This is a genomic window from Loigolactobacillus coryniformis subsp. coryniformis KCTC 3167 = DSM 20001 (assembly GCF_002706425.1).
Taxonomy (GTDB): Bacteria; Bacillota; Bacilli; order Lactobacillales; family Lactobacillaceae; genus Loigolactobacillus; species Loigolactobacillus coryniformis.
Genome location: NZ_CP017713.1, coordinates 1,925,794 through 1,948,001, shown reverse-complemented (window position 1 = coordinate 1,948,001; position 22,208 = coordinate 1,925,794). Strand labels below are relative to the sequence as shown.

Here is a 22,208-nt window from a genome sequence, read left to right as displayed (position 1 = left end):
CAAATATAGGCATGCTTTTTAATTACGGCTGAACCAGCCGCGTTTATGGCGTTGTGTGCGTTTCGGCATTAAATCGGTAACTGGTGTAGCACTTGTACGGGTGTCTGTGGTGGGCTTTTCTGCAGGTGCATCAGTGCTACCAAAATGGTGTAACGTGATCGGGTTATCGATCGCAGTAGCTTGAGGGGCATCTGTATGGTCAGTTTGAACGATGATCGTAATTTTATCCCGATCAAATTCAAGCTGACCTTCAGCAACCGTTTGCGTCAGTTGCTGAACTTGTTGGGCAATAAAGCCAGTTTCAAGTTGGAAATCCGCATTGCTAAATGCCTTTTGCCGCCGTGCAATTTGTTGGCCGCCTAACTGGTAAATATACCGATTCTTGGTTTGTTGGCTTAATTTTAGCTCGCCAAAATTAAATTGCGCGAAAAAAGTTGGCAGATCATCTAACTGACTTAGAGGCAGGCGGCGTGCAAGATCTTTACCCGCCCAATACAAAATACCAGGTGCTTCCTGTCCTAGAAGATCAGGCAATAAGATATCGCGCAATAGCTCATAACCCAGTGTTTCCGGCGTAGACACTGCCCGTAATAAATTTTCATAATGATTCTCTGGCATAAGCCTAATCACCTCTACTCCACGATCGTGGTTAATTTTTTGGTCAAAAATTTTTGATGTTGTGGTTGATTTCAATCTAAAGCAAGGTTAACCCACAACGACAAGCAATCTGTTACTTAATTGAAATGGTAAGTAACCTGAATTCATTGGTGTATTGTTATGCTGAGTAATAGCAGTCGTTGATTGACCATAAACTCACTCAACAAAAATATGGCTGATTTTCTTCCTTTTCATTATAGCAAAAATAATTAAACTAATGGGCATCCAACAAATTTTTATTAAAAAATGAATAACCCTAGCGATTCACTTGAACTTAGTTCTAAAAAAGGCGAAAATCATATGTAGGTCTATTTGTGATCGGGTTATTGCAAAAGGTCAGCAGGACAAGTATGGTTTGGTAGTTTTCAAACTAGATCTATACAGGTGCCTATGAGTTAGCAAGAGTTAGCTTGGACGAACAGAAAGAGGAATAAATAAATGGTAAATGTACAACAAGGCATTGGCTATATGGATTCGGGCGTGGGTGGCCTGACGGTCGTGAAAGAAGCGTTACGCCAGCTACCGAATGAACAGGTTATTTTTATTGGCGATACGGCACGTAATCCTTATGGACCACGGCCAGCTAGTCAAGTTAAAGAATTTACGTGGCAGATGACTAATTTCTTGTTAAGTAAGCACGTTAAGATGATCGTTATTGCCTGCAATACGGCTACTGCTGCGGCTTTACCAGAAATCCAGACAGCTTTAGATATTCCTGTGATCGGTGTGATCGTGGCGGGGAGTCAGGCAGCAATCAAGGCAACCAAAAATAAAAAGGTTGGTGTGATCGGAACGATTGGAACCATCAAGAGTCAGGCCTATCCGCAAGCGATTGCGCGGCAAGCACCACAAGTTGAAGTAACGGGTGTCGCGTGTCCTAAGTTTGTCCCGTTAGTTGAAAGTGACGAATATAAATCGGCGGTTGCTAAAAAAGTAGTCGCCGAATCGCTGACGCCATTTGATAATCAGCATATTGATACTTTGATTTTGGGCTGCACGCACTATCCCTTGATTCGTCATTTGATCCAAAATCGAATTGGTGATCAAGTTACTTTGATCGATTCTGGTGCCGAAACGGTCAATCAACTTTCTGCGTTATTGGAATTTGATCAATTAGCAGCACCGGCACGACAACCACAACATGAATTTTATACCACCGGTAATCCGGAAATGTTCCAGCGAATCGCGGGGGACTGGTTAGAATTAAATGATTTAGATGTTCGCCATATTGATTTAACGGAATTAATTAAACATAGCGAGGTTAAGCATGCAAAGAAATCATAATCGCGGGACTGCAGAATTGCGTCCATTTGAAATCACAGCTAATTATTTGAAAAATCCAGAAGGCTCTGTTTTGATGACTTTAGGTGCCACCAAAGTTATCTGTAGCGTTAGTGTTGAGGACAGTCAGCCGCCATTTTTGCGCGGAACGGAAAAAGGTTGGATCAGTGCCGAATACAGTATGTTGCCACGAGCGACTAAGGAACGGACTCGGCGTGAGGCCACGAAAGGTCGGCAAACTGGTCGTACGATCGAGATACAACGCTTGATTGGCCGAGCATTGCGGGCAGTGGTGGACTTAGAAAAATTAGGACCACGCTCATTAGTGGCGGATTGTGATGTGATCCAGGCGGATGGTGGTACGCGGACAGCTAGTATTACCGGAGCATTTTTTGCTTTAAAGCTGGCACTAGCTAGACTGGTGACAAATAAAGTCTTACCTGAGAATCCTTTAAAAGATGATTTAGCAGCAATCAGCGTGGGTATTTTACCGGAAATTGGTCCGGTGCTAGATCTAGAAGCTAGTGAAGACCAGCAAGCTTCAGTCGATATGAACATTGTGATGACTGGGCAAGGCGAATTTATTGAATTACAAGGTACTGGTGAAGAAGCCACTTTTTCTGGTAGTCAATTAAACGAATTGTTATATTTAGGGACCAAAGGTATTGAACAATTGATCACGGCACAACGCTATCAATTCGATAAACTGCAACATCCGTATGATACCAGCGATTTGTCCCAAAATACCGTTGTGATCGCCACACGTAATGCGGGTAAGGCTAGCGAATTTAAGGCAATGTTTGCCTCTGATGGTCTTCAAGTGAAGACGCTGAATGATTTTCCTGATTTGCCAGAAATCGAAGAAACGGGGAAGACGTTTGAAGAAAACGCCCGTTTAAAGGCCGACACGATTGCACGCGTTCTTGATTTACCGGTACTAGCGGATGATTCCGGCTTACAAGTGGCTGCGCTACATGGTCGTCCAGGAATCTATTCAGCTCGCTATGCTGGTGATCACAACGATGCTGCTAATAACGCTAAATTATTATACGAATTAACTGGCGTTCCAAAAGAAAAGCGTAACGCGACTTTTCACACGACGCTAGTTTTTGCCAAACCTAATCAACCAGAAAATGATCTGGTCGTTGATGGCGAAGTCAATGGCTACATCTTAGGTATTCCCCGCGGCGACAACGGGTTTGGTTATGATCCGTTATTCTTGGTCCCCGAATTAGATAAGAGTTTAGCCGAATTGACTGCAGATGAGAAAAATAAAATCAGTCATCGTGGTAATGCATTACGTAATTTGGAAAAAGTTTGGCGTGACTGGTTAAAATAGCAATCGACATAAACAGTAAGCGGAGGTGCCGCATTGATAAGTCAACCGATTTTAGATATTCTATTACAAAATAAAGCTCATTTCTTGATCCCAGCTGAAAAGGTGGCCAATGTACAAGTTGACAATAATTTAAACCATGCTTTTTTAGTGCTAACTAAAATTCGCTACGCTAAAATTCCGGTACTGGCCAACGATTCAAAGTTTGTTGGTTTAATTTCGTTACCGATGATCACCGACACGATGTTAGGCCGGGATGATTTTGATTTAAGCCAATTAAATCGGCTCTGTGTCGGCGATGTTTGCGAAAAAAATGTACCAACAGTTGAAAACCCCTATGATATTGAGTTAATATTACATTTATTAGTGGATAATCCATTTCTGCCAGTCGTCAGTCACAAAGGTGATTTCACGGGCATTGTGACGCGACGGGAGATCATGAAGAGTGTTAACTACTTGGCACATAACTTTGATCAGGTGTATCCACTAAGCGAGAGTGAAAAATGATAATTTATGGAGAGGTGCGTGCGTGACATGGATGCAAATGAAATCATCCGTTTCATCAGTGAAGCAAAGAAGAAAACCCCAGTTAAGGTATATGTGAAGGGGCATTTAGATCAATTAACGATCCCTGGCTCGATCCAAACTTTTTTTGAGGCGCATAGTGGTGTGTTATTTGGTGATTGGGCTGACGTTGAGCCATTTTTAGCGGCCAATCAAAAAGCAATCAGTGAATACCATGTTGAAAATGAGGCTCGCAACTCAGCGGTGCCAATGGTTGATCTAAAACAATTTAATGCCCGGATCGAACCAGGTGCTTTTATTCGGGATCAAGTTGAAATTCATGATAATGCAGTGATCATGATGGGTGCCGTCATCAATATTGGCGCCGTTGTCGGTTCAGGTTCAATGATCGATATGGGTGCTGTTCTCGGCGGGCGCGCAACAGTGGGCAAGAACGCGCATATCGGTGCTGGCGCTGTGTTAGCCGGTGTGGTTGAACCACCTTCGGCACAACCAGTTGTTGTTGAAGATGATGCGCTGATCGGTGCTAACGCCGTTGTTTTGGAAGGTATCCGCGTTGGTAAAGGTGCCGTGGTTGCGGCTGGCGCGATCGTCACGAAAGACGTTGCTCCATATACCGTCGTTGCAGGTGTTCCGGCGCGTAAAATCAAAGATATTGATGATAAAACGCGTAGCAAGACTGAAATTCTTGATGCACTGCGGCAGTTGTAAACTGAGGCGCGCAGATGACATTAACAACAGACGAATTAACGCAAATTTATCAGGATCTGCACCAAATCCCTGAAATTGGCTTAAAGGAATTTGAAACGCAGGCTTATTTACTTAAAGTGATCGCCAGCTTACCACAAACTTGGTTGACCATTAAAAAAGTTGAGACGGCAACCTTGGTTTTTGTTAGTGGGCAAGCACCACACGCAACTTTAGGTTGGCGCACAGATATTGATGCTTTACCGGTACAAGAGCAAACGGGGCTACCTTTTGCTTCTAAGCATGAAGGTATGATGCACGCTTGTGGTCATGATATTCACATGACGGTGGCACTAGGTTTATTGTCTTATTTTGCCACCAACCAACCACAGAATAATATGTTATTTTTGTTCCAACCAGCGGAAGAAAATGCCAGCGGTGGTAAACGCCTCTATGAAATGGGTGCGTTGGATGACTGGATGCCTGATGAAATTTATGGCTTACACATTAATCCACAATTGCCAACGGGTGCGATCGGTTGTCGTCAAGGCACTTTGTTTGCGGGAACTTGTGAGATCCACGCCCATTTTAGTGGTAAAAGTGGTCATGCGGCTTATCCACATCTGGCTAATGATATGGTCGTTGCTGGGGCACAATTTGTCAATCAAATTCAAACGATCGTTAGTCGCAATGTTGATCCGATTCAAAGTGGCGTGGTCACTTTAGGTCAGTTTCATGCTGGCACGATTGGCAATGTGATCAGTGGCAGTGCTCAGGTTGATGGTACGATCCGTGCGTTGACGCAAGTCATGAATCAACACATCCAGCAGCGGGTGCGGACGATTGCCGAAGGTATTGCACTAAGTTATGATTGCCAGGTCGATCTAGACCTCCATCAGGGCGGGTATTATCCGGTGGAAAATGATCCGACAACAACTGCCGCGTTTATTGAAACGATGCAGGCTGATCCAGCCATTGAATACGTAGAAACTGAGCCAGCAATGACTGGTGAAGATTTTGGTTTTCTGATTGCTCAGATCCATGGTACGATGTTCTGGCTAGGTGTTGATCAACCTTATCAACTACACTCGGAACATTTAGTGCCGCATGTTGGGGCAATTGAAAAAGGTATTTACGCAATGACAACTTATTTCAAAAAACGTGATGCTGAAATATAAGATCAAGGAGCGGCGAACGTAGCCGCTCCTTTTTAGTACACGATAATTGTTTGACGCTGGGCTCATTTCTGGGTAAGATTGGGCTAATTAAATTAATAATAGTTAGGACGATAGCGTTGCAACTTAAACAACAATCAATGGCAACCACGACGTTGCCCGCACAGCTATTTAAACCAACGATGATCATGTTAATGGCAGACGTCGATCTACCAACTGAGCAAGCAGCACGTCAGCTGGAACATGAATTACAAATTACGCGTTTATCAGCACGGGCACTGATCGTAGACAAATACTTGTTATTAACAATGGATAAATGGCTCACGTCAACACAGCAGTCTGTTGCACTTACTGATTATATTGGTGCATTGCAGCAGGCAGCCGCCAAATTACGACAGTCGCATTTGTTCCATGCTCGGCGCTTTGATTTAGATACACAGGCTAAAACACGTGTTTATGGGATTTTGAATATTACTGATGATTCATTCTATGATGGTGGTCGCTACTTTACACCGGCGGCAGCAATCAAGCGGGCACAGGAAATGGTAGCACAGGGTGCGGATGTATTGGAACTTGGCGGGCAGTCAACTCGTAAAGGTTATCAAGAGTTGACGCCAGCAGAAGAGATTGCTCGAGTCGTTCCGGTGCTGGAAGCAATTCGGCCTGTAGTGGATGTTCCGATTGCGGTTGATACCTATAAATATGAAGTGGCGCAGGCAGTTTTAGCTGCTGGGGCAGATATTATCAATGATGTGCGTCCAGTACAGGATGAACCACGTTTGTTGGCGGCAGTCGCGGCAGCGGATGCGGGATTAGTGATCATGCATACGCAAAATGGGGATCAATATACGGATCTAGCTCAAGATATTCACGATTATTTTGCTGCTGCAATTGATTTTGCTGGACACTATGGCATCGAACGACGTCAGCTCATGATCGATGTTGGCTTAGGTTCGGTTTACGGTAAAAATTATGAACAAGAGTATACATTATTGCGTGAACTAGATTATTTCAACGATTTAGGTGTGGCTACGCTAATTGCGCCATCACGAAAAGGGTTTATCGGAAGATTATTAGATTTACCGGTTGAAGAACGTTTGGTACCAACGATGGCGATCTTTGCTAATTCAGCCGCCTTAGACGTCAACTTCATGCGGGCACACGATATTGCTGAAACCAAATATACGCTAGGCATTATGGATAAGATCAAGCGTAGTTTTAGCCGTTAGAGCCTTGTTTCAACTGTCTTTATTATTTTAATGAATAATAGGAGGACCAACTGTGGGATTAATCAAAATAAATAATATTCAGGTTTATACATATAACGGTGTTTTACCAGAGGAAAATCGACTGGGACAACGTTTGGAAATTGATGTGGCGCTAACTGTCCCGATTGAAAGGTTAGGGACTAAAGATCAACTCAATGAAACAGTCAACTATGCTAAAGTGTATGATAGCATCGTTACGATTGCGCAAACACAGCAATATCAATTGATCGAAAGTTTGGCTAATCATATCAGCCAAGAATTGTTACGCCAATATCAATTGGTTGAAGCCGTTCAATTACGCGTACGTAAATATAGTGTACCGATTGCGGGTATTTTTGATAATGTGGAAATTGAAGTGCAGGTGAAGCGTTGATGCATCAAGTCTATCTTAGTATTGGATCCAACATAGGTGATCGTAAGGCACAGTTGCAACAGGCAATTGCGGCGTTGCAAGCTGACTCGGCAATCGACGTTGTACGTGTGTCTAGTATTTATGAGACGGCACCGGTTGGCGGTGTTGTGCAGGATGATTTTTATAATTGTGCAGTCTATTTAGAGACGAGCTTAAGCGCAACTGAGCTTTTGCAGCGTATCCAGCAGATCGAACAAAATCAAAAACGCCGACGCTTGATCCATTGGGGACCGCGTACCATTGATTTAGATATTCTCTGGTATGATGATGTGGTGATCCAAACGGCTGACTTGACGATTCCGCACCCAGAGATGGCTAAGCGGGCATTTGTTTTAGTCCCATTACAAGAAATTACGACTGGTCAGCAGCAAAAGCAAGTTGAGCAATTATTACAAGCGTTACCCGCCGCTCAGCGGGTGACCAAGATTAGGGATGAGCAAGAATGAATGATGAACAGAAGCAGCAGATCATCGCTGCGGTCAAACAAATTTTAGTAGCTGTCGGGGAAGATCCTGAGCGGGCTGGTTTGGTTGAAACTCCTGAGCGAGTTGCGCGGATGTATGCGGAAATTTTTAGTTCGTTACGTGAACCAGAATTTACGAATTACAAATTATTTCAAACCGATAGTCATGCGGAAATGGTACTAGTTAAAGATATTCCGTTTTATTCAATGTGTGAACATCACTTATTACCATTTTTCGGCACGGTCCATATTGCTTACTTACCGGCTGATGGTCAGATCATTGGGTTAAGCAAAATCGCCCGTTTAGTTGATTATGTTGCGCATAAACCTAATGTTCAAGAACGGTTAACTTCGCAGTTAGTCGATGAATTACAAAAAATCCTCCAGCCACGTGGGATTGCGGTTGAGTTGGAAGCGCGGCATATGTGTATGGAAATGCGTGGTATTCAAAAGACAGGTAGTCAAACGGTTACCACGCGCTTTACTGGCGCTTTAGATGATCCAGTGCGGATTGCTGAATTTGAGCGGCGGTTGCACTAATGACGATCGAACAGCAAGTTGCCGCCGCACAGGCAGAAATGACCCAAGGAATGCTGTACGAAGTTGGTGATCGAGTGGGCTTACTGCGGCAAGTACTAGAAGAGTTGGGGCATCCAGAGAATAAGTTTAAGCTTATTCACATTGCGGGGACTAACGGTAAAGGTTCAACGACACAGATGCTACGAACGATTTTAACGACTGCAGGTTATCGGAGTGGCGCATTTATGAGTCCTTATCTGCGAAGTCCGTTTGAACAGATCACAATCGATGGTCAAATGATCACTGCCGCTGATTTTTTAACTGCATTTGCGCAAGTCAAAAAGGCCTTAGGCGAATTAACATTGCCACCAACAGCTTTATCTGAATTTGAATGGTACTTTATTTTAGCGATGGTTTATTTTCAGCAGCAACAAGTTGCCTGGGCGGTGATTGAAACCGGCTTAGGTGGTGAATTTGATGCAACCAATGCTTTAGATCAACCGGAGCTCGTAATTTTTACAAAAGTCGCTTATGACCATATGGCTTTGCTTGGTGATACCTTAACTGCGATTGCCACCACTAAAAGTAAGATCATGCGGCCGGGTGTGCCAGTGATCAGTTATCCGCAACAGGCGCCTGAAGCTGAAACGGTATTGCGGCAAGCTGCACAGCATAATCGGGCAACTTATTGGCAACCACAACAATTAAAGTATACGATCGAACGATTTGATTTAACTGGAATGACGGTTAGTTTGACTAGTGAATGGTTCACATGGCCTCAGTTGACTTTGAGGTTAGTTGGTGAATTTCAGGTGGCCAATTTGGCGACAGTTCTAACTGCAGTTCACGTGTTACAGCAACTGATCACTATACCAAATAAATGCATTCGACAAGCGCTGTCACAAGTTCAGCTACCAGGACGGCTACAAGTGATCGGTCAGCGGCCAACCGTACTTTTGGATGGGGCGCACAATCCTGATGGTAGCCAAGCGTTAGTGACAACGTTGCAGCGTTTAACTCCGCACCGACCGCTTACTTTGGTTTTAGGTATGTTACGTGATAAAAATTATCGGCAAATGCTGCAATTACTGTTACCGCGTGCGCAGCGCGTGATTGTAACGACTCCGGATAATCCGCAGCGTCATTTACCGGCAAATGAATTGGCAGCGGCGTGTCGCCAAATTGCCCCCGACTTACCACTTAGTATTTGTGCAGCACCGCAACAAGCTTTGCGTCTAGCACATCAACAAACTGCAGTTGACAATCTGATCGTTGTCACCGGCTCGTTTTACTTAGTTAAGGAGTTGTTGCCAGATGATTGAGCAGCCGATTTTGTTAGCTTCACATAACCAAGGTAAGTTAGCGGAGTTACGTGAGTTATTTGCCCAACAGCAATTTTCCTTACGCAGTTATACGACTGAATTGCCACGATTGTCTTTTGCACCAGAAGGCGCTGACTATTGGCAAAATGCCCAGCATAAAGCCGATCAGGTTGCCCAATTGACGCATTTGCCAGTTTTAGGTGATGATTCTGGAATTGAGTTGGCGGCTTTTCCTACTGAATTTGGCGTTTATACTGCACGAACGCTAGCCCAGCAGCCACTGCCAGCAAATAAGTACCTGCTGGCGCGCTTGCAAAATGTGCATGATCGCCAAATTACGGTGCATAGTTATTTGGTTTTACGTGTGGGCACACAAATATTGCGTGCTCATGGTTGTTTGACTGCTCAAGTGGCAGTTGAGGAACAGGGGGAACTCAGCGGCGGCTTTGATCGGTTGATTTACTTACCTGCACTAGGGAAAACCTTAGCGCAGCTACCAGCTAAAGCCCATGCCCAGTACAGTCATCGCGGTCGCGCAGTGGCTGATTTAGTCCGGCAACTATACTAAGTCGTGAGTTAGCTTCCAGCGTTGATTTTTTAACGTACGTTCTAGAAATTGAATTAAAGATTTTCAAAATTACTGCTTGCGCGGTACAATAAATAGCAGAGCACATCGCTCAAATGACTAATTGGAGGAATTAAACATGGCAAAAGTTGAAAGTTTTACTTTAGATCATACTAAAGTAAAAGCACCATATGTCCGTTTGATTACAACGGAATCCGGCGCTAAAGGTGATGAAATTCAGAATTACGATCTACGTTTAGTTCAGCCTAACGAAAACGCAATTCCAACAGCAGGATTACATACAATTGAACATATGTTAGCTGGTTTGTTGCGTGATCGCCTAGACGGTGTGATCGATTGTTCCCCGTTCGGCTGCCGGACAGGTTTTCATTTGATCCTTTGGGGGCGGCATAAACCAGAAGATGTTGCCGCTGCTTTGAAAGGCTCACTAGAATTTATTGCGGGCCCAGCTACTTGGGATGACGTCCAAGGAACTGATATCACGAGCTGTGGTAATTATCGTGATCATTCCTTGTTCTCAGCTAAAGAATGGTGCAAAAAGATTCTTGAAGAAGGTATCAGTTCAGATCCATTTGAACGCCACGTGGTAACAACTTCATTGTAAACAAAAAAGCGTGATTAGATTCACGCTTTTTTTGTTGGCTCCAACGATGCGCCACTTTCATCAGTGACAAAAATATTATGGGCTGCCTTGAAGCTAATATTAAATTTTTGACCCTCTGCAGTAGTGACACTGATTGGGCCGTCAAAAGGTTCATGCTTAAGCACCGTAACCTGAGTTTCTAATTCTAATTTGATATCCGCAAGGTAAATCAACAAGTCATGGTCATCGATGAAACGTTCAATGGTAACCGTTTGGCCATCGGGTATCTGTGCGAGGACGGTGTAACTTTCTTCTTGAAAGTGACCATCAGCGTCAGGAATAACGCCGCCATGAGGGCAATGTTTCGGATAACCAAGAAATTTATCTAAGCGTGCTAGTAGCTTGGGACTGGTAACATGTTCCAAAACTTCAGCTTCTGGATGAATATCTGGTAGCGCAAATGCAAGGTCGTTTGCTAGAAAAGTTTCCCATAAACGATGTTTACGGATCAATAAAATAGCTTGATCTAAGCCGGTTTTAGTTAATGCAATATCGTGGTAAGGTCGATGAGTGACTAACTTTTCTTTTTTTAATTTGCTGACCATCTCGGTGACGGAACCAGCGGCAATACCTAATGCTAATGAAATCTGCTTATTAGAGACTTCTTTTTTTGCGCCGCCTAATTCAAAAATGATTTTCAGATAATCTTCCTTAATCGGCGTCATTGACGTTATCACGCTCCTGTAGAAAGTTTTTTGCCGTGTAAAATTACTTTCACTATTATAGCGCACTTTTAGGAACGGCGACAGTAAAACTGCAAGAGAACCTCCTAATCTTAGCGGAGATTTAGTTAGTATTTGGATTAATTTATTTTGAATGCGCTATTTTTTTGACGAGTGGGTTAGTTATCGACTAAAATGAAGGATGTTGAATGGGGGTAAAACTGTCATTAAACTAGTGTATTTTGTTTAGTTGACTGATTTTTCATCTTTTTTCATCACAAATAGATTACATTTTCGCCGCGGAGGGATAAATACTGTAAATTTTTCTTAAAGTACGTTATACTGAAGTTCGAAAGTTTGGGAACCAAGTTGTTCCCAGTTTAGATCACATGGTGCAAATGTGCACGTCCTAATCTAGGCGTAACAAGGAGGCTGTTATATGTCAAAAGCGAAATCAAAGTCTAAAAATCATTTATCTACATACTTGGCTGCCGGTGTTGCCGGTTTAGCCGGTGCCACACTAGCCGGGGCTCAGCAAACGCAAGCTGCGCAAACGGCTGAGGTCACTTATCAAGATGGTGCAACCACCGTTTGGAACAACCCAACAACTGGTCAGAAACCAACCCGTTACTTAACTAAGGGCCAAGCCGTTAAGGTACAGGCAACTAAACAAGTTTTCGGTGAAAAATGGTATCAGATCGGAACTGATGAATGGGTTCCAGCTAAATATTTCCAAGCGAATACTGCTGAAAAGACAACTGCTAAAACAAGTGATACTGTAACTGGTAATTACAAAGATGGTGCGATCACAATTTGGACATCACCAACTAGTGGTCAACCAACTGGTAATTACATGGTTTATGGTCAAACGAAGACTGCAACTGAACAAGTTAAAGTTGGTAGCATTACTTGGTACAAAATTGCTGACAATGCATGGGTACCAAGCGCATACGTTGCTTATAATAATACAGACTTAGCTGGTGTTGAGCCAGCTAAAAGTGCTGATTTACAGATTGGTTCAACTGCTGCTAGTACAAGTACAGTTAGTGCTAGTTCAGTTGCGTTAACGACTGATGCCCAATCAGCTGCAACTGCTAGCGCCAATGCTGCTAGCGAAGCCGCTGCATCAACGGCTGCAGCCCAATCAGCTGCAACTGCCAGCGCTAATGCCGCTAGCGAAGCCGCTGCTAATTCAATAGCTGCTGCTAGTGCTGCCGCTGCATCGACTGCAGCAGAACAAGCTGCACAGCAAACAGCTGCTCAGTCAGCCGCAACTGCCAGTGCTAACGCCGCTAGTGAAGCAGCCGCCCAATCAGCTGCAACCGCTAGTGCCAATGCCGCGTCTGCTGCCGCTGCTAGCCAAGCAACCTCTCAAGCTAATGCGGAGTCTGCTGCCCAGTCAGCCGCAACCGCTAGTGCTAACGCTGCTAGTGAAGCTGCTGCATCAACGGCCGCTCAGTCAGCCGCAACTGCCAGCGCTAACGCCGCTAGTGAAGCTGCTGCTCAGTCAGCCGCAACCGCTAGTGCTAATGCTGCTAGTGAAGCAGCAGCCCAATCAGCTGCAACTGCCAGCGCCAATGCGGCATCTGCTGCCGCTGCTAGCCAAGCAACTTCACAAGCAACGCAAGTAAGTACCAATACAGATCAAACTTCAACACAAAATACGAGCTCACAAGCTTCGCAAGCAACTAATACAAACTCATCAGCAAGTAGTTCAAGCTCTAGCACAAGTTATGGCACTGGTGCACAAGCCGCTATCTCAGCTGCTGAGTCACAAATTGGTGTCGCTTATGTTTGGGGTGGCGAATCTGAAGGTTCAGGTTTTGATTGTTCAGGCTTGACACAATGGGCGTTAGCTAAAGCTGGCGTTTCGATTGGTCGGGTGACAACTGCGCAAGAAAGTGCTGGATCTAGAGTTTCCATCAGTCAATTACAACCTGGTGATTTAGTATTCTGGGGTAGTGCCGGTGCAACTTATCACGTTGCTTTATATATTGGTAATAACCAGTATATTAATGCACCACAACCTGGTGAAACGGTTACTATTGCTTCAATTTCAAGTTATTTCATGCCTTCATTCGGTGTGCATATCAACTATTAATCTGTAAATTAAAGGCCTTAACGTGGTTTTAAAACTACGTTAAGGCCTTTTTATAATATATTATTGAGCAATTGTGGTAGTGAAGTCATTACTGATATAAAACATTTGATCATCAATACCATCAAAGTAAGGATTCAATTCATTTTGGTAAACTTCTGCGTTATCGACTTTTTCAGCAGTTAGTCCCAATTCATGACGTAGCATTTTGGATACACGATTAAGTTCCTTAGTTGATGCAATTTGATAAGAGGAACCGTTGATCCAAGCATCTTTACCTTGTAGTTGGTCAGATTTAATGTTGCCAGCAGATTGACGATAATTTAAGGCTAAAGTCTCGATATCAGCAAAGGTCAGATCTGTGCGCATATTTTTTGCTAAATCACGGGTAATTTTTTTATATTTGAGTAAAATTTTTGGTTGAGTTGCTTTTTTGAGGACTGCACGAATCACTTGTTGTTGTCGCAATTGGCGCCCATAATCACCGCGCGGATCTTCGTGCCGCATTCGTGAATAGGCTAGAGCCTGCGTTCCATTTAGATGATGCCCCCCTTTTTTAAATTTCTGCCCGCCAGTCCAAACACTGGTAAACGAGAACGGGATATTAACATCGATACCGCCAACATCATTAACGACTGTTTTTAAGGCGCCCATATTGATCGTCATGTAGTAATCGATCGGCACATTGAGTAGTTTGCTAACACTTTTAGCGGCCATTTTAGTACCACCATAATTATAAGCAGCATTGATTTTTTGCATATTACGCGGTTTAGCACCAACTAATTCGGCTAAAGTATCACGAGGGATACTAACTAATTTAACTCGATTCTTTGCTGGATTGACCGTTGCAAGGATGATCGTATCTGAATTACCCTTATATTTACGGCCATCAGCACCGGTATCTGCACCTAATAGCAAGACTGAAAAAGGTTTTTTCTGTTGGATCTTTTGTGATGCGTTACCGATTGAAGCATGCATGCCAGTAATCGTATCTCCAGCATGTGAATAGAGCTTGTAGGCGAAAATACCGGTTAAAAAGACAGCTACAGAGATGATCAAGAGAATTATTTTTAATAGTGGATGACTCTTCTTGGGTGGTTTACGTCCACTACGGGTATTTGATTCTTCGTTTTCCGGCATGAGGGCCTCCTGCAGAGATTATTAACTTTGGACTGACAAGCTTGATTTCAGTACTTGCTAGTCACGATTAAAATATTTAGCTAACTTCTATTATAGCGAAATCGCGCTTAACTGCAATTTTATCCCTATTTTTGTGTAAACTAGGCTTGACGTGAGAAAAAGATGATGATAACATGGGTAACAAGTTAAAAAATAATGATAAGCGTAGAAGAGAAGAGTAAGTCAAGGTATCTATTTAGCGAGCTTCGTTAGGTGAGAGGAAGCAAAGATAATTTGATCGAAGATGGTCTTGGAGCTTGATAAACGGTGGTAACGCTGTTTATCCGTGGGCAAGCGTTATTTTGCGGAGTATAGTCTGTTTTGATGTACTTACTAAGTCATTTGATTGTGAGATCAATGTAAATCAGGGTGGTAACGCGAAAGCTTTCGTCCCTAAACGTTTTGATACGTTTGGGATGGAAGCTTTTTTATTTCACCTAAAGCTAATTTGGGAGGTGGTCCTTTGATGTCCGTAAAGTATGAATCAAGTAAACGATTGGTATTTAATCAACTAGGTACCAGCACACAACAAACGACCGATTTGGTTGTGTTAAATTTAATGCCTAATAAGTTAGAAACTGAAGGCCAATTATTAGATTTATTTGCTGGCTTACCAGAGAACCTGACATTAACGTTTCTTTATCCGCAAACACATCATTTTAAATCACATGTTTTACCGTATTTACAAACAAGTTACGCGACTTTGCCAGAAATTGCTGATAATACTTATGATGGGTTGATCATCACAGGTGCACCAGTGGAAACATTGCCTTATGCAGAAGTTGATTATTGGCAAGAGTTTACTGAAATTTTAGCTTGGGCACAGGATCATGTGCGGCAAAACTTATTTATTTGCTGGGCAGCACAAGCGGCCTTATACGCCCAATATGGGATCGAAAAATATGCGGTCAGCCCTAAAGTTTTCGGTATTTTTGAACATCGAGCTGTTGGTGCTGATCCGTTGTTGAATCATTTACCACACCATTTTTACATGCCTCATTCACGGCATACAACTTTACAATCACAAGATATTGCTGCTCAACCTGATTTAAAGTTGCTAGTGGATGATATCAATGTAGGACCAGTGTTGGTCCAAAGTCGTGATCGGCGACAAACCTTTATTACTGGGCATCCTGAATATGCGCGTAACACCTTAGCACATGAATATCAGCGTGATTTAGCCAGTGGGATCCCAATCACGCTGCCAGAAAATTATTTTTACGGTAACGATGCAAATGCACAAGTACTTGAACGTTGGCACAGTTCTGGACAACAAATTATTGCCAATTGGCTCCAACAATTAAATTAAGAAGAGGGTAATCATATGTCAAAAGAATCATTACGTTTTGAAACTTTACAAGTTACTGCTGGACAAACGATCGATGAAACTGGTGCTCGCGCAGTGCCGATCTACCAAACGACTTCTTACGTGTTTAAAGACGCCGCCCAAGCAGCTGGCCGCTTTGCCTTGACCGATGCTGGTAACATCTACACACGTCTAACGAATCCAACGACGGATGTCCTAGAAAAACGGGTCGCGGCTTTGGAAAATGGGACGGCCGGGGTTGCTTTGGCCACTGGCTCTGCCGCAATCACCGCAGCAATCCTTAACATCGCTGATGCCGGTGACGAGATCGTCTCAGCCAGCACCTTATACGGTGGCACTTACGACCTGTTCAGTGTAACTTTGAAGAAGCTGGGCATCACCACTCATTTTGTTGATCCTGATGATCCCGCTAACTTTGAAGCGGCGATCAACGAACACACTAAAGCTTTGTACGTGGAAACCATCGGCAATCCTGGCATCAACTTGATCGACCTGGAAGCCGTTGCGGCAGTGGCGCATAAGCATGGCTTGATCTTGATCGCTGACAATACTTTCGGCACGCCATACTTGATCCAACCACTTGATCATGGGGTTGATGTGGTGGTCCATTCAGCCACTAAATTTATCGGTGGCCACGGCACGACCATGGGTGGCGTGATCGTTGAAAACGGTCAATTCGACTACGCGGCTAGCGGCCGTTACCCTGGCTTCACAACGCCTGATCCTCAATATAACGGCTTAGTTTGGAACGATGTTGCCCCCGCTGCATTCACGACTAAAGTACGCGCACAATCCTTGCGTGATCTCGGTGGCACGATCAGTCCCTTCAATTCCTTCTTGTTGATCCAAGGCCTAGAAAGTTTGTCACTACGGGTTGAACGCCACGTCAGCAACGCCCGCAAGATCGTCAACTACTTAAATGAACATCCTAAGGTAGCATGGGTCAATTATCCTGAATTAGCCGATAGCCCTTATCACGACCTAGCTGAAAAGTATTTCCCTAAAGGCGCTGGTTCGATCTTCACCATTGGGCTTAAAGGCGGCGAAGCAGCTGGTAAAGCCTTGATTGAACATCTTGAGCTATTCTCCTTATTGGCAAACGTCGGTGATGCGCATTCCTTGATCATTCATCCCGCCTCAACGACCCATGCGCAATTGAATGACGAAGAATTGAAATTAACCGGGATCACTCCTGATTTGATCCGGTTATCGATTGGGATCGAAAATGTCGATGACTTGATCGCTGATTTGGATCAAGCATTGGCACAGATCTAGCGTAACGTCATTTTATTTGGACAAACACAAAAACACAAAAAGCTGATTAGCTTGCTTAAGTTAATCAGCTTTTTGTGTTTGTTTTTAACTATTCATGTGGTTCTTCATTGATCAGTTTAGTGATTTTATTGATCTCACTGTGAGCGTGTTCTGGTGAATCTCGCGGAATAACAAATTGCGCTTGCATTTTATGCGGGTCTAAATTCTGCGGGACTAAAATATTGCTTAAAAAAGAGTGGTCATCGACTGGTTCGTTAGCAGTAGTCCCAGTTAACGCTTGAATCTTTGCGGGATCGTTCTTGAGCGTGAGTAAGTGGTCAGCTAATACGCGGTAAGCGTAATATTCAGCTTCAGCATAGATTTCACCCGAGGCAGTTAATTGTGGGATCGTTAAAAACTGGATCAAGAAGCGTTGTGGTCCCTTAGTGATTTTAATGGGGAAAGTATAATCGTGATTGGCAGCAGGCATGATAAAAAATCTCCTTGTCTCGAATGAATTAAGCTCTGTAGCAGTAGCTAATGATATTGATGTTCAATTTGATAAACGACTTCAGGATCGTCCCCAGTACGTTGGTAACGATTTAGTCGTGCAATTGCTGTCATGTCATCAGCATCTAATTTAAAATCAAAAATAGTCGCATTTTCATTGATCCGTTGTGGATTTTGTGACTTAGGAATAACGGCTAAACCACGTTGTAAATGCCAGCGCAAAATAATCTGCGCAACTGAGCGTTGATGCTTTAAAGCAATTTTGATCAGTGTAGGATCCTGTAGTACAGCACCGCGGCCTAATGGGCTCCACGCTTGACTGACAATATGCTGTTTACGGTTATAAGCCAATAATGGTTCTTGTGATAGGTAAGGGTGGTTTTCAATTTGATTGACCACAGGCTGTTCATTAGCCTTAGTAGCAAGATAATCCAAATGGGTTTGATGATAATTTGAAACCCCAATGCTACGAACGATTTTTTCTGCTTTTAAACGTTCTAGGGCCCGCCAAGTGGCAAAAAATTGTGAATGGATCGGCCAGTGGATCAATAATAGATCAAGTTGTTCGATCTGTAATCTTTTTAGTGATAACTCAACTGAACGCAAAGTATTATCGTAACCTTGATTAACTTCAGCAATCTTGGTTGTAATAAATAGTTCAGTTCGCGGTAGTGCTAACTGTTTAAAGGCAGTGCCTAATTCAGCTTCATTTTGATAGGCTTGTGCAGTATCAAATAGCCGATAACCTGCTTGATAAGCAGCTGCAATTGCAGTGTTCATTGTTGCCTGATCTGCTAATTTATAGACACCAAAACCTAATTGCGGCATTGTGTGCCCGTCAGCTAACTGCAGATTTGGTTGTCGTAACTTCGTCATAGGATGGCTCCTCTACTTCACTTTTAGGTTTTTATTAGTCAAGGACACAAAGTTGAAGCATGGCTTATTTATTGTCCTAATCCTATTGTAGGGCTACTGACGTGATTTGACAAAGGAAATTGTTGGCTCAAGTTAAAATGGTCAAGCAAACTTAGATGCGCAGCAAAAAAATTAACAGTGAATTAAAAAGCTTTTGTAAGCGCTGTTTTTAAACGACCAGCACTTTACAGCTTTTTAAAAAAATTTGGATATAAAAAGGCACGAATGCCTATTCTTTGCTAAAATGAGTTCGACAAAAAACCATTTAGAAAGAAGGATTCGTGTTGAACTCATTTTATCAAAAATCATCACTTTTAACCACCCTCCACGCCTATTTTTCTGATTTAAAAGCGGCTGGCTTGTCTAAGCCAATGGGCCTTAACTATTTTTGGTTGTGTCTAGCGTTGTTAGTGATCGGTGACCGCCACTCGATCCGCCACTTATTTGAACAATTTCTGGGCCGGGTGACGAAGCATTCTTTGAACACGTTTTATCGGGCTTTGGCAGTGATCGGTAACCACTTGCCACAGTTAGAAGTGCGCAACTTGACGTATTTACTGACCTTGATTCCCACTACTTGTCAGGACTTGCCCTTATTATTGGTTCTGGATGACACGGTCCAACCCAAGTTCGGCCACAAATTTACCGGCGTCAAATATCTATTCGATCACGCCGCACATACGGGTAAGCGGCTCGTCAATGCCCATGATTTCGTTACTTTAGGTCTGATGATCCCAACACAGCGGGACCAAGATGACCAGCCAGTTTATACGTTCTTGCCGTTAGCCACGCACCTTTATCAGGCGGAACAGGCGACCAAATACCAGCAAGCGGCGCAAATGATCAAGACGACTTTGAAATCGATCGCCAGCGACCAACAAGTGTTCCTACTGTGTGACAGTTGGTATCCCAAAGCTGAGATCAACCAACTGGTCATGACGCAACCTAATCTAGCTATGATCGCCAATGTGCGTAAAGATACCGCCATGTTTGGCTTACCCAAACGCACCGGTAAGCGCGGTCGGCCGCGGAAATATGGTGACCAGATCCATTTGGGAAATATTGCATTAAATCTTTGTTCGGCCGGAGATCAGATCGGTATAGTGCGGTGTCTGACACGCTTGATGCCCCAGCCAGTTTACATGATCCGCGTACAACGCAAGACGACTTGTCGTCTGTTCATGGCGACGAGCGCGCCCGAAGAATTAGCGGCGATCACAACCGAAACCCTAGCCGTTGATCCGACCCAGCTCACCTATCGGACGCCGGAGACCAGCGCCCCTGCGCCAGCGCTACGAGCGTTGGCCTACTATCAAAAACGTTGGGCGATCGAGACCTATTTTTATGAAATGAAAACATTCTGGCACTTCGGTGATTACGCCGTGCGTTCAGTAGCCAAGATTGAAGCCGATCATCATTTATTGAATACGGCGTATACCTTGATGATCGTATTGCCATTGACCCAACCTAGTTTAGCTTTTTTGGTAACCAAAAGTTTGCGTGAACGCAAACTCTGGTTAAGTCGGCAAATTCAAGCGGCGCTGTTTTTGGCTAGTTTAGCGCGGCAAGTGCAAAGGCGGTTAAAAACAACACCGGCCAAAGTGGTGATTCAGTGGTTGGCTTCTTGTTGGTCGGGGGTCAGTGAAAAGCTGTAAAGTGCTGAAACGACAAAAATGCTATAATAAAATTAGCTTAAAAATAATTTTTATTAATGATTATTTTTAAGTATAAAAATTTAGGTAACGTCTAAAGTTCCATGAAACCCAAGTTCAAAACCGGATGTTCAAGGGGGGATGACGATTAATATATGGAATCACCGTTCACGGATGAATCGAACTTAATTCAGGTGTTGCTTCTCACTGGATCTTGCCTATTTTATGTGTTCTAGGGTACACAAATTAAGCCTTAGTTAGTCTGATTTTTCAGAATATCTAGGCTGCTGTTGGTAATTGAGACTGCGCTAGTTCAATTAGCGCCAGCCATTTGTCCGGCATTCGTTCAAACGGTTTGAGTTGTGGTAACTCAACAGGAATGCGGTAATGCAGTGCTTCATGAGGCCGCAAGAAGTTATAGGCCGCTGAATAAAGTGCCGTGTAACTCGCTGAACCTGTGGCAGAGCCAAAGCCGGTACTGGAACGATAATTTTCTTTGTAGGAACGATTCAAGCGCTCAATGGTTTGCTTTAAGAAGCGGTACTCACGACTGATCTCATCTTTGTTTTCAAGACCAACAACCTGGTGAATGCCAAACTTGATGCCCTGTTGTGCAAAATAGATCTGGGCAACTTGGTAGATCGGATTCGCGTCAACGACGAAGTTAAGCTTCTCAGGGATCTGAGGCATCTTTTGGAGGACTTGGTTGATCGCAATGACCGCTGATTCGGTTGTGCGATTAGGGGTCACGTAGTCGGCGAGAATGAGCTTACACTTGGCGTCGTAGAAGTAGAAGATATAGTGCCACTCGCCTTTCACGCGCACGTAAGTCTCGTCACCAACAATCTGATCGGACAGTGCGTAAGGATAATTCGCCCAGAAAGGCCGGACAACAGCGGCTACCGCCATTTCGTAGTTATGGATGGTCTGGTGTGAGATTTTAACGCCATGAATATCGTACATGATCGCCGCGGTTCGCCGCGCTGACAGACCATAGTTGATGTGATAGGTCAGCACCAAGCCCAGCACTTCAGGGCTGGCTTGAATCCGATCGAGGTCTACCGGTGCTTGGATCGGCGATTCTGGCGCAATGCCTTTAAGTTCAAAGTTGTAGGTTCGCCAAGTGTAGCGCATCTTGTGGGCAGTTGGATGGACGTTGAAGTCAGCGACTTCAGCGGGTGACATTGCGGCGATCGCACCAAGGCGAAATGCGCACTTATCGTTGTAACAACACCAGACGTCGAACTTGGTCCGACGGTTGTGAATACTCAGGCGATTCTGGCAATAAGGACAACGTAAAGCGACCGTCTTATTCTTCTCGGCGTGACCATCTTGAAACTTGAACTGACAGACCTTGCACCGTAGCTGACCGCCAGCACCGTTATTGGCGTAAAGATAGTCCTGTGGTGCCGAGCACCGCGGACAGTCTTGCGCCGCAAAGCTGATTGGTTTACGCCGCCTGACTGGCAGTATCGGCTTACCGTTCTTTTCAAGCGACTCAGCGATCAACAGCTGGTAGTCGAGGGCTTCAGAACCGATATCAGCTTGAAGTAGTGGGACTTTCTCATCGACCTGAAATTGGTTAAAACGCTTGAATACCGGTTTATCAGCGCTTGGCAGCCGTGAATGATCAAAGATCTCAGCCAACTGAGCTAAAAGGATCAAAATAATTTGTCTTTGGAGCTTGATTATTAGAACTAAATAGGCTATTAATGGTGTATGCACTCGAATCCTTCT

Annotated in this window: 22 protein-coding genes; 16 read left to right on the top strand and 6 right to left on the bottom strand. The window is 43.9% G+C overall.

What is annotated here, in order from left to right; genetic code table 11:
* Positions 1 to 18 precede the first annotated feature (18 nt).
* On the bottom strand, positions 19 to 618 hold the full coding sequence (locus LC20001_RS09695) for a YslB family protein (protein WP_010010657.1): 600 nt from the start codon (positions 616 to 618) through the stop codon (positions 19 to 21).
* Between the two features lie 477 nt (positions 619 to 1,095).
* Between LC20001_RS09695 and racE the strand changes: the two genes are divergently transcribed.
* The 12 genes from racE (at position 1,096) to LC20001_RS09635 (ending at position 10,835) form a co-directional block, all read left to right on the top strand.
* On the top strand, positions 1,096 to 1,941 hold the full coding sequence (racE, locus tag LC20001_RS09690) for a glutamate racemase (protein ID WP_010010656.1): 846 nt from the start codon (positions 1,096 to 1,098) through the stop codon (positions 1,939 to 1,941).
* Positions 1,925 to 3,277, top strand: coding sequence for a ribonuclease PH (rph, locus tag LC20001_RS09685; protein WP_010010655.1), 1,353 nt, complete (start codon positions 1,925 to 1,927; stop codon positions 3,275 to 3,277). Before racE ends, rph begins: the two co-directional genes overlap by 17 nt.
* A gap of 33 nt (positions 3,278 to 3,310) precedes the next feature.
* The gene (cbpB, locus tag LC20001_RS09680; RefSeq protein ID WP_010010654.1) at positions 3,311 to 3,781 is read left to right on the top strand and encodes a cyclic-di-AMP-binding protein CbpB; all 471 of its coding nucleotides are present in this window, start codon (positions 3,311 to 3,313) and stop codon (positions 3,779 to 3,781) included.
* Positions 3,782 to 3,799: 18 nt separating this feature from the next.
* The gene (gene dapD, locus LC20001_RS09675; protein WP_010010651.1) at positions 3,800 to 4,510 is read left to right on the top strand and encodes a 2,3,4,5-tetrahydropyridine-2,6-dicarboxylate N-acetyltransferase; all 711 of its coding nucleotides are present in this window, start codon (positions 3,800 to 3,802) and stop codon (positions 4,508 to 4,510) included.
* A 14-nt stretch (positions 4,511 to 4,524) separates the two neighbouring features.
* Positions 4,525 to 5,664 (top strand): N-acetyldiaminopimelate deacetylase, encoded by a 1,140-nt coding sequence (locus LC20001_RS09670; protein WP_010010650.1) that lies wholly within the window; start codon positions 4,525 to 4,527, stop codon positions 5,662 to 5,664.
* 116 nt (positions 5,665 to 5,780) lie between these two features.
* Positions 5,781 to 6,890 carry a dihydropteroate synthase gene (gene folP / locus LC20001_RS09665; RefSeq protein WP_010010649.1) on the top strand — a complete coding sequence of 370 codons (1,110 nt, stop codon included), beginning with the start codon at positions 5,781 to 5,783 and terminating at the stop codon, positions 6,888 to 6,890.
* Positions 6,891 to 6,942: 52 nt separating this feature from the next.
* Positions 6,943 to 7,302 carry a dihydroneopterin aldolase gene (folB, locus tag LC20001_RS09660; protein WP_003678614.1) on the top strand — a complete coding sequence of 120 codons (360 nt, stop codon included), beginning with the start codon at positions 6,943 to 6,945 and terminating at the stop codon, positions 7,300 to 7,302.
* Positions 7,302 to 7,787: a 2-amino-4-hydroxy-6-hydroxymethyldihydropteridine diphosphokinase gene (folK, locus tag LC20001_RS09655; RefSeq protein WP_010010648.1), complete on the top strand. Its 486-nt coding sequence runs from the start codon at positions 7,302 to 7,304 to the stop codon at positions 7,785 to 7,787. Before folB ends, folK begins: the two co-directional genes overlap by 1 nt.
* The gene (gene folE, locus LC20001_RS09650; RefSeq protein ID WP_010010646.1) at positions 7,784 to 8,344 is read left to right on the top strand and encodes a GTP cyclohydrolase I FolE; all 561 of its coding nucleotides are present in this window, start codon (positions 7,784 to 7,786) and stop codon (positions 8,342 to 8,344) included. Before folK ends, folE begins: the two co-directional genes overlap by 4 nt.
* The gene (locus LC20001_RS09645; protein WP_010010645.1) at positions 8,344 to 9,645 is read left to right on the top strand and encodes a bifunctional folylpolyglutamate synthase/dihydrofolate synthase; all 1,302 of its coding nucleotides are present in this window, start codon (positions 8,344 to 8,346) and stop codon (positions 9,643 to 9,645) included. Before folE ends, LC20001_RS09645 begins: the two co-directional genes overlap by 1 nt.
* Complete coding sequence (locus LC20001_RS09640) at positions 9,638 to 10,213, top strand: non-canonical purine NTP pyrophosphatase (RefSeq protein WP_010010644.1); 576 nt, start codon at positions 9,638 to 9,640, stop codon at positions 10,211 to 10,213. Before LC20001_RS09645 ends, LC20001_RS09640 begins: the two co-directional genes overlap by 8 nt.
* A gap of 136 nt (positions 10,214 to 10,349) precedes the next feature.
* Positions 10,350 to 10,835: an S-ribosylhomocysteine lyase gene (locus tag LC20001_RS09635; protein WP_003678610.1), complete on the top strand. Its 486-nt coding sequence runs from the start codon at positions 10,350 to 10,352 to the stop codon at positions 10,833 to 10,835.
* 20 nt (positions 10,836 to 10,855) lie between these two features.
* Here the strand turns inward: LC20001_RS09635 and LC20001_RS09630 are convergent, their stop codons facing one another.
* On the bottom strand, positions 10,856 to 11,539 hold the full coding sequence (locus LC20001_RS09630; RefSeq protein WP_010010643.1) for a metal-dependent transcriptional regulator: 684 nt from the start codon (positions 11,537 to 11,539) through the stop codon (positions 10,856 to 10,858).
* Between the two features lie 436 nt (positions 11,540 to 11,975).
* On the opposite strand from LC20001_RS09630, the gene LC20001_RS09625 reads away from it, so the two are divergent.
* Complete coding sequence (locus LC20001_RS09625; RefSeq protein WP_010010641.1) at positions 11,976 to 13,637, top strand: C40 family peptidase; 1,662 nt, start codon at positions 11,976 to 11,978, stop codon at positions 13,635 to 13,637.
* Between the two features lie 60 nt (positions 13,638 to 13,697).
* On the opposite strand, the gene LC20001_RS09620 is transcribed toward LC20001_RS09625, so the two are convergent.
* Positions 13,698 to 14,774 carry an LCP family protein gene (locus LC20001_RS09620; protein WP_010010639.1) on the bottom strand — a complete coding sequence of 359 codons (1,077 nt, stop codon included), beginning with the start codon at positions 14,772 to 14,774 and terminating at the stop codon, positions 13,698 to 13,700.
* A 505-nt stretch (positions 14,775 to 15,279) separates the two neighbouring features.
* Here LC20001_RS09620 and LC20001_RS09610 point away from each other — a divergent pair.
* Positions 15,280 to 16,122, top strand: a complete 843-nt coding sequence (locus LC20001_RS09610; RefSeq protein ID WP_010010637.1) for a homoserine O-acetyltransferase/O-succinyltransferase family protein — start codon at positions 15,280 to 15,282, stop codon at positions 16,120 to 16,122.
* A gap of 15 nt (positions 16,123 to 16,137) precedes the next feature.
* On the top strand, positions 16,138 to 17,415 hold the full coding sequence (locus LC20001_RS09605) for an O-acetylhomoserine aminocarboxypropyltransferase/cysteine synthase family protein (protein WP_056943341.1): 1,278 nt from the start codon (positions 16,138 to 16,140) through the stop codon (positions 17,413 to 17,415).
* An 88-nt stretch (positions 17,416 to 17,503) separates the two neighbouring features.
* Here LC20001_RS09605 and LC20001_RS09600 read toward each other — a convergent pair whose 3' ends face one another.
* Complete coding sequence (locus LC20001_RS09600; RefSeq protein ID WP_010010635.1) at positions 17,504 to 17,884, bottom strand: hypothetical protein; 381 nt, start codon at positions 17,882 to 17,884, stop codon at positions 17,504 to 17,506.
* 47 nt (positions 17,885 to 17,931) lie between these two features.
* Positions 17,932 to 18,780 carry an aldo/keto reductase gene (locus LC20001_RS09595; protein ID WP_010010634.1) on the bottom strand — a complete coding sequence of 283 codons (849 nt, stop codon included), beginning with the start codon at positions 18,778 to 18,780 and terminating at the stop codon, positions 17,932 to 17,934.
* A 320-nt stretch (positions 18,781 to 19,100) separates the two neighbouring features.
* Between LC20001_RS09595 and LC20001_RS09590 the strand changes: the two genes are divergently transcribed.
* Positions 19,101 to 20,474 carry an IS701 family transposase gene (locus LC20001_RS09590; RefSeq protein WP_145955953.1) on the top strand — a complete coding sequence of 458 codons (1,374 nt, stop codon included), beginning with the start codon at positions 19,101 to 19,103 and terminating at the stop codon, positions 20,472 to 20,474.
* Positions 20,475 to 20,750: 276 nt separating this feature from the next.
* Here LC20001_RS09590 and LC20001_RS09585 read toward each other — a convergent pair whose 3' ends face one another.
* Positions 20,751 to 22,196, bottom strand: a complete 1,446-nt coding sequence (locus tag LC20001_RS09585) for a DDE-type integrase/transposase/recombinase (RefSeq protein ID WP_169925068.1) — start codon at positions 22,194 to 22,196, stop codon at positions 20,751 to 20,753.
* Positions 22,197 to 22,208: the final 12 nt, after the last annotated feature.

What these genes read in the sequence shown, in the direction of transcription:
- folK (WP_010010648.1), top strand. Translation starts at nt 7,302, where the DNA reads ATGCATCAAGTCTATCTTAGTATTGGATCCAACATAGGTGATCGTAAG.
- LC20001_RS09595 (WP_010010634.1), bottom strand. Translation starts at nt 18,780, where the DNA reads ATGACGAAGTTACGACAACCAAATCTGCAGTTAGCTGACGGGCACACA.
- LC20001_RS09695 (WP_010010657.1), bottom strand. Translation starts at nt 618, where the DNA reads ATGCCAGAGAATCATTATGAAAATTTATTACGGGCAGTGTCTACGCCG.
- rph (WP_010010655.1), top strand. Translation starts at nt 1,925, where the DNA reads ATGCAAAGAAATCATAATCGCGGGACTGCAGAATTGCGTCCATTTGAA.
- LC20001_RS09600 (WP_010010635.1), bottom strand. Translation starts at nt 17,884, where the DNA reads ATGCCTGCTGCCAATCACGATTATACTTTCCCCATTAAAATCACTAAG.
- LC20001_RS09670 (WP_010010650.1), top strand. Translation starts at nt 4,525, where the DNA reads ATGACATTAACAACAGACGAATTAACGCAAATTTATCAGGATCTGCAC.
- LC20001_RS09635 (WP_003678610.1), top strand. Translation starts at nt 10,350, where the DNA reads ATGGCAAAAGTTGAAAGTTTTACTTTAGATCATACTAAAGTAAAAGCA.
- folE (WP_010010646.1), top strand. Translation starts at nt 7,784, where the DNA reads ATGAATGATGAACAGAAGCAGCAGATCATCGCTGCGGTCAAACAAATT.
- racE (WP_010010656.1), top strand. Translation starts at nt 1,096, where the DNA reads ATGGTAAATGTACAACAAGGCATTGGCTATATGGATTCGGGCGTGGGT.
- LC20001_RS09640 (WP_010010644.1), top strand. Translation starts at nt 9,638, where the DNA reads ATGATTGAGCAGCCGATTTTGTTAGCTTCACATAACCAAGGTAAGTTA.
- LC20001_RS09605 (WP_056943341.1), top strand. Translation starts at nt 16,138, where the DNA reads ATGTCAAAAGAATCATTACGTTTTGAAACTTTACAAGTTACTGCTGGA.
- LC20001_RS09620 (WP_010010639.1), bottom strand. Translation starts at nt 14,774, where the DNA reads ATGCCGGAAAACGAAGAATCAAATACCCGTAGTGGACGTAAACCACCC.
- LC20001_RS09645 (WP_010010645.1), top strand. Translation starts at nt 8,344, where the DNA reads ATGACGATCGAACAGCAAGTTGCCGCCGCACAGGCAGAAATGACCCAA.
- LC20001_RS09610 (WP_010010637.1), top strand. Translation starts at nt 15,280, where the DNA reads ATGTCCGTAAAGTATGAATCAAGTAAACGATTGGTATTTAATCAACTA.
- LC20001_RS09630 (WP_010010643.1), bottom strand. Translation starts at nt 11,539, where the DNA reads ATGACGCCGATTAAGGAAGATTATCTGAAAATCATTTTTGAATTAGGC.
- LC20001_RS09625 (WP_010010641.1), top strand. Translation starts at nt 11,976, where the DNA reads ATGTCAAAAGCGAAATCAAAGTCTAAAAATCATTTATCTACATACTTG.